The organism is Nioella sp. MMSF_3534, from assembly GCF_030732985.1.
In the GTDB taxonomy this organism is placed as follows: domain Bacteria; phylum Pseudomonadota; class Alphaproteobacteria; order Rhodobacterales; family Rhodobacteraceae; genus Nioella.
The window spans coordinates 37,104-43,354 of the sequence record NZ_JASHJX010000041.1; the positions used below are offsets into that span (position 1 = coordinate 37,104).

Consider the following 6,251-nt stretch of genomic DNA (forward strand, 5'->3'; position numbering starts at 1 on the left):
GCCTAGCAATTGTTGGGCCGCCCGCGACCATAGCCGGACCTGTCCGAGATGCTGCCATTGTCGCTGTCGGTATAGCCGGTGCGGGTGCCGCCCGGCCCACGCGGGCAGGCGTTGCCATCGTTCCACGATCCGGTATCGCCATCAGCGGCCTGCGCCTGACCCGGTAGAATCGCCACCGTGCCACCGGCAGCAGCCAGCCCAAGGAACCGCCGCCGTCCGCTGCGGCCCACCTGAATATCGCTATCCGTCAGGGTCTTGTCGGATTTGTCGGTCATATTGGCGGTCCAATCCTTTGGTCTGATGAATGCACGGGCCCCGAAGGACCCGCTGTGAACTATATCAGATGTTGCGCCGATATCAGCAGTAAGGCGCACCGCGCCCATATCCGCCACGATCCGTGATGCGGCCATTGTCGCTGTCGGTGTAGCCGGTATAGGCCCCACCACCGCCACGAGGGCAGGACCCGCTGTCGGTCCAGTTTCCGTTGTCCACGTCGCTGGCCTGTGCAGTTGTCGGGGTCAGCGCCACGACGCCACCCGCTGCCATCAGGCCAAGCACGGCCCGCCGGGCCGGACGCGCGGTTGAAATATCGCTGTCGGTCAGCGTCTTTTGGCCGGTCTTATCTTTTTTAGACATGGTGGCCTTCCTTGCTGCCAAATCATGTGTAATACTCACACGAACTATATGGACAACAGGTAAGCCCGTCAATGCCCGCCTCCGTCCATCGGCCAATTCACGCCGGTTGCGGCCCCTCCGGCACGATGCAGAGCTGACGCTCCAGTCAGCAGATGGGAGAGCGGACAGATGTCCATGAGTTTCGACAAGGCCATCGCGCCGGTCACCCCGCAGGAGTTTTTCGAACAGTCGTTTGAAAAGAAGCATCTGGTCATTCGCAGGGGGCAGGCGGATTACTATTCCAGCCTGCTGACGAGCGCCGATATTGACTGGGCGGTCTCAACGCTCGGCCTGTCCGTGCCCGAAGTGAACGTTGTCCAGGCGGATCGGGAGATTTCGGCCACCGATTTCGCCTATGACAGCGGCTTCATCGACCCGGTTGCTGTGAACCAGCTCTTCGCCGAGGGCGCGACGATCATCATGTCGAACCTTCAGGAACGGCTGCCGAAGCTGGCCATGTTCTGCCGGGAGCTGGAGAAGGTCTTTTCCGCCCGCGTGCAGACAAACATCTACATGACACCGGCAAACAGTCAGGGCTTCAAAGCCCACTACGATGGCCATGACGTTCTGGTGCTTCAGGTCGAGGGCACCAAGGAATGGCGCATCTACGACACGCCCGTTCACCTGCCGCTGGAGGAACAGGCCTTCAACCCCCATGACGTCCCGATCGGCGAGATGACCGACAGTTTCATTCTGGAACCCGGCGACATGGTCTATGTGCCCCGCGGGCTGACCCATGATGCCGTGTCGACCGACCAGACCAGCCTGCATATCACGACGGGGCTGATGATGCGGTCCTGGGCGGATGTGATGGTCGAGGCGGTGCGGAAAATGGCCCTGAGTGACGCCGAATTCCGCGAGGGACTGCCGCCGGGCTTTGCCAATGAGGGCTTTGACAGCAGCGGGGCCGAGGCCAAATTCGCGGCCCTTCTGGGCAAGCTGTCAGGTGCCACGCTGGACTCTGTCCTGAACGAGTTCCGCGAAGATTTCATCGCCACACGCCTCCCCCGCGCGCATGGCCAACTTGCCCAGATGGCGCGGCTTGACGGGCTTGGCCCCAATAGCGTGATGGGCGCCCGCCCGACGTTGATCTACCGCCTGACAGATGTGCCCGCAAAGGGCGACCAGCCCGACAGCGTTGCTCTGTCCTGCCAAGGCACCGTCATCACCCTGCCCGCCTATGCCCGCGAGCCGTTGGAATACGCGATCTCCACCCCAAGTTTTACGCTGGCTGATCTGCCGGGTGATCTGGATGATGCCGGCAAAACCGTCCTGCTGCGCCGATTGGTGCGCGAAGGGCTGGTTTATTTCATCGAGTGATCTGGTGACCCCGGCAGGATTCGAACCTGCAACCTGCCCCTTAGGAGGGGGCTGCTCTATCCAGTTGAGCCACGGGGCCGACCTTTGCCCGTTCTGGCCAATTCCGTCCGCGCTGGCAAGCGCTTGGCCGTGAAAAAACCGTCTGCGACGTTCTGGTTTGGACAAGCCGCCCGGAAGTGCGTAACAGTCGTGTTATCGCAATCAACCGGAGCCCGCCGCCTTGCCCCCCAGAAGCCAAGACCCAGGTCGACCTCAACTGACCCTTCGTGATGTGGCCGAGGCCGCGCGCGTGTCGGAAATGACGGTCAGCCGTGTGTTGCGCAACCGGGGGGACGTTTCGCAGGCCACAAGGGCACGCGTTCTGGAGGCAGCCCGATCGCTCGGCTACGTGCCCAACAAGATCGCCGGGGCCCTGGCCTCTTCACGCGTCAATCTTGTCGGCGTGGTCATCCCGTCGCTGTCCAACATGGTGTTCCCGCAGGTCTTGGCTGGGATCTCGGATGTGCTGGACGATACGCCCTTGCAACCGGTCTTCGGGGCAACCCACTACAAGCCGGAACGCGAAGAGGAAGTCATCTACGAGATGCTGTCCTGGCGGCCTTCGGGCATGATCGTGGCCGGGATCGAGCATTCCGAGGCGTCGGTTGCCATGCTTGCCAATTCCGGCATTCCCGTGGTCGAGATCATGGATGCCGATGGCGACCCGATCGACGCGATGGTCGGCATCAGCCACCGCGCCGCCGGGGCGCGCATGGCAAAAGAGATCCTGTTGCGCGGCTATCGGCGGATCGGCTTCATGGGCACCAAGATGCCGCTGGATTACCGGGCGCGGAAACGGCTGGAAGGGTTCGAAGCCGTTCTGAACGAGGCCGGAGTCGATCTGGTGGATCGCATCTTCTATTCCGGCGGTTCGGGCCTGGGCAAAGGCCGCGAGATGACGCAAGAGATGCTGACGCGGCACTCCGACCTCGATTTCCTCTACTATTCCAATGACATGATCGGCGCGGGCGGGCTTCTTTACTGTCTTGAGAAGGGCATTCGCATTCCCCAGGATTTGGGGCTTGCCGGGTTCAACGCGGTCGAAATCCTTGACGGTCTGCCGATGCGCCTGGCCACGATGGACACCCGCAGGCTGGAGATCGGCCGCGCGGCGGCCCAGATCATCGCCGCGCGCGTGGCCGGTGAAAGCTGCGACCAGATCATCACCATGGATGCCGGTTTCGACCCCGGAGATACCATGCGCGACCCCGTCTGACACATTCCGAACCCCTTCCAAGAAAAGGGGATTCATTTTTTCGTCATCTCTGCTACGATTCAGGAAAACCGGGCACAAAAGCCCGGATCGAGCAGAAGGTACAAGATGACCAAACTATTGGACCCGGCCGCGGTGACCAAGGCGGCAGATCGTGTGGCAGGCAACGAATCCACGAAAGAGGGACGTGTTCACCAGACATGGTTCCGGGGATCAAAGGGCAGCCGCCCGCCCAAGGCCATGCAGATGATGCCGGAAACGGCTGTTCTGGATTACGTGCTGAAAGGCTGGGAACCGCCTGCCCCCTGCATCAACGAAACCACGAAAGTGACGGCCTTCGGCAGCTGCTTCGCCGCCTATATCTCGGACTGGCTGGCCTCTCGTCATTACAACGTGCTGACCCGCAACAAGGAAAGCAACGCCTATGTGGTCAGCTGCGGCGAGGGTATGGTCAACACCTTCGTCATCCGCCAGCAGTTTGAATGGGCGTTCGAGGCCAAGAGCTTCGACGCGCCCCTGTGGCATGGCTACAAGTCTGAAGAATTCGGCTATGATGAAGAGGTGCGTCAGGAAACCCTGCGGCTCTTCAATGAAACCGACGTCTTCATCCTGACCCTTGGCCTGTCCGAGGTCTGGTATGACGAACCGACCGGAGGTGTCTTCTGGCGCACCCTGCCGAAGGACAAGTACGACCCTGAACGCCACAAGTTCCGTGTTTCGACCGCCCAGGAAAACGCCGACAACCTAAGGGAAATCTACCGCCTGATCCGCAAGCATCGCCCGGATGCCAAGATCATCCTGACCCTGTCGCCCATTCCGCTGATCGCCACCTTCCGCGATGAAAGCTGCATCAGCGCCAACAGCGTATCCAAGGCCGTGCTGCGCGTTGCCATCGACGAGGTGATGCGGGAATTCAAGGACGAGGGGCATATCTTCTATTGGCCGTCCTACGAAATCGTGGCCGACATCTTCAACTACCCCTTCAAGGAAGATCGCCGCCATCTGTACAAATCCGTACAGGATTTCATCATGATGACTTTCGAGCGCGTCTGGTGCGAACGGGCCCCGACCGATCACGAATACCTGCGCCAGTGGCTCCGCGCCAAGTCAGCCGCCGGGCAATTGAACGAAAGGCTCGACGGCGCGCTCGGTGCCCGCAACCTGCCCAAGCTGCGGCATATGCTCAACCGCAACCGGATCAGCGATTTCAAGGTCACGGACGAGGCGGCGAAGGAAATGCTGCTTCGATACATCGAAGAGGAAGAGCGGATTCAGGCGGCAGAAGCCACGGCAGCGGAGTAGTCAGATGTTCTCAGCATTCCGGAATATTCACGGCAAGGCCGCCACGGCTGGTCTCCTTGTAGTTCTCGCTCATGTCGATCCCGGTCTGGCGCATAGCCTCGATACAGTTATCGAGGGGCATAAAATGCTGCCCGTCGCCGCGCAAAGCCAGCGAAGCGGCGGAGACAGCTTTGATCGCCCCCAGGCCGTTGCGTTCGATGCAGGGCACCTGTACCAGGCCCGCGACCGGGTCGCAGGTCATGCCCAGATGGTGTTCGAGCGCGATTTCGGCGGCGTTCTCGATTTGCTCGTTCGTGCCGCCCAAAGCGGCGCAAAGCCCGGCAGCAGCCATCGCGGCGGCGGACCCGACCTCGCCCTGACAGCCGACCTCCGCGCCCGAGATCGAGGCATTATGCTTGATCAGGCCGCCTATCGCCGCAGCGGTCATCAGGAAGGTGCGCCGACCCTCTTCGGTGGCGCCGATGCAATGATCACGGTAGTAGCGCAGGACAGCCGGGACGACCCCGGCAGCTCCGTTCGTGGGCGACGTCACGACCTTGCCACCAGCGGCGTTCTCCTCGTTGACGGCCATGGCATAGACGCTGAGCCAGTCATTGACAGTGTGCGGCTGCGCCAGGTTCGTGCCACGCTCGGAGAGCAGCTGTTCGTGGATCGCCTTCGCCCGGCGTCGTACCTTCAGCCCGCCGGGAAGGATCCCCTCCTGGGAGAGTCCCCGGTCGATACAGGCGTCCATAGTTGACCAGATCGCATCCAGTCGCGTTTTGACCTCGGCGCGGCCACCATGTGTGGCCTCGTTTTCCCATTTCATCTCGGCAATGGATTTGCCCGAGATCTGCCCCATGCGCAGCATTTCCTCCGCCGAACCGAACGGATAGGGATACCCGTGTGCGGCTTTCTCCGCATGGAACTCCTCGGCCCCGCCCTGCTTGTGGCGATCAAGTTCTGCCGCGGTCATCACGAAACCGCCGCCGATGGAGTAATAGGTTTCCTCCATATAGAGGTTCCCGGCCGCATCGAAGCCCCGCAGGATCATCCCGTTGGCATGGCCCGGCAGCGGCGGCCCGAAATCGAACACCACGTCCTTTTCCGGATCAAATGACAGGGGGGGCAAACCTTCCGGCGTCAGGGTGTGGCTGTCTTTCAGCGCCGCTTCCGCCACTTCCGCCTTGTCCGGGTCGATCGTGGCCGGAAGAAACCCCAGAAGCCCCAGGATCACGGCCCTGTCCGTCGCATGGCCCTTTCCGGTAAACGCCAAGGACCCGTGCAAAGAGCACATGACCCGCGCCACATCGCCCGCGCCGGGTTCCCGCAGTCCGGTGCGCAGCTGTCCGAGGAACTGCGCCGCCGCTGTCATTGGCCCCATCGTGTGGGACGAGGACGGGCCGATACCGATCTTGAAGATGTCGAAAACGCTGAGGAACATGGAACCGCTTCCTGTTGGGATTGCCGCCTGTTTACCCTGTTTGCGGGCATCACGCCGGGGGAAACCGACATTGCGATCCATGCGACCGACGCACGTCCCCGTCAATGACAAAGCACGCTCCCCTTGGGACGGGGGAGCGTGCAGGTTTGGCGAGGGATCAGCCCGGGTCCAGGAAGGGCGTCTCCCTGCCGAACGGGAATTTCTCAGTCGAGTCCGAACTGGAAGAGGAGTCCTGTCTGGCATCCGTTTCCTTGTGCGACGTTTGCGTTTGCGCCGTTT

General features: G+C 61.7%; 6 protein-coding genes and 1 tRNA gene. 3 read left to right on the forward strand and 4 right to left on the reverse strand.

What is annotated here, in order from left to right; translation table 11 throughout:
- Positions 1-2: 2 nt before the first annotated feature.
- Both RBB16_RS16080 and RBB16_RS16085 read right to left on the reverse strand, forming a co-directional pair.
- The gene (locus tag RBB16_RS16080; RefSeq protein WP_306047128.1) at positions 3-275 is read right to left on the reverse strand and encodes a hypothetical protein; all 273 of its coding nucleotides are present in this window, start codon (positions 273-275) and stop codon (positions 3-5) included.
- 82 nt (positions 276-357) lie between these two features.
- Positions 358-636, reverse strand: coding sequence for a hypothetical protein (locus RBB16_RS16085; protein WP_306047129.1), 279 nt, complete (start codon positions 634-636; stop codon positions 358-360).
- Between the two features lie 174 nt (positions 637-810).
- On the opposite strand from RBB16_RS16085, the gene RBB16_RS16090 reads away from it, so the two are divergent.
- Positions 811-1,995, forward strand: coding sequence for a cupin domain-containing protein (locus RBB16_RS16090; RefSeq protein WP_306047130.1), 1,185 nt, complete (start codon positions 811-813; stop codon positions 1,993-1,995).
- A 2-nt stretch (positions 1,996-1,997) separates the two neighbouring features.
- Here the strand turns inward: RBB16_RS16090 and RBB16_RS16095 are convergent.
- Positions 1,998-2,074, reverse strand: a tRNA-Arg gene (locus tag RBB16_RS16095).
- A gap of 141 nt (positions 2,075-2,215) precedes the next feature.
- On the opposite strand from RBB16_RS16095, the gene RBB16_RS16100 reads away from it, so the two are divergent.
- On the forward strand, positions 2,216-3,250 hold the full coding sequence (locus tag RBB16_RS16100; RefSeq protein ID WP_306047131.1) for a LacI family DNA-binding transcriptional regulator: 1,035 nt from the start codon (positions 2,216-2,218) through the stop codon (positions 3,248-3,250).
- Positions 3,251-3,355: 105 nt separating this feature from the next.
- Positions 3,356-4,549, forward strand: a complete 1,194-nt coding sequence (locus tag RBB16_RS16105; protein ID WP_306047132.1) for a GSCFA domain-containing protein — start codon at positions 3,356-3,358, stop codon at positions 4,547-4,549.
- Positions 4,550-4,559: 10 nt separating this feature from the next.
- Here the strand turns inward: RBB16_RS16105 and RBB16_RS16110 are convergent, their stop codons facing one another.
- Positions 4,560-5,972, reverse strand: a complete 1,413-nt coding sequence (locus tag RBB16_RS16110) for an L-serine ammonia-lyase (protein WP_306047133.1) — start codon at positions 5,970-5,972, stop codon at positions 4,560-4,562.
- Positions 5,973-6,251 lie beyond the last annotated feature (279 nt).

What these genes read in the sequence shown, in the direction of transcription:
- RBB16_RS16090 (WP_306047130.1), top strand. Translation starts at nt 811, where the DNA reads ATGAGTTTCGACAAGGCCATCGCGCCGGTCACCCCGCAGGAGTTTTTC.
- RBB16_RS16110 (WP_306047133.1), bottom strand. Translation starts at nt 5,972, where the DNA reads ATGTTCCTCAGCGTTTTCGACATCTTCAAGATCGGTATCGGCCCGTCC.
- RBB16_RS16085 (WP_306047129.1), bottom strand. Translation starts at nt 636, where the DNA reads ATGTCTAAAAAAGATAAGACCGGCCAAAAGACGCTGACCGACAGCGAT.
- RBB16_RS16105 (WP_306047132.1), top strand. Translation starts at nt 3,356, where the DNA reads ATGACCAAACTATTGGACCCGGCCGCGGTGACCAAGGCGGCAGATCGT.
- RBB16_RS16080 (WP_306047128.1), bottom strand. Translation starts at nt 275, where the DNA reads ATGACCGACAAATCCGACAAGACCCTGACGGATAGCGATATTCAGGTG.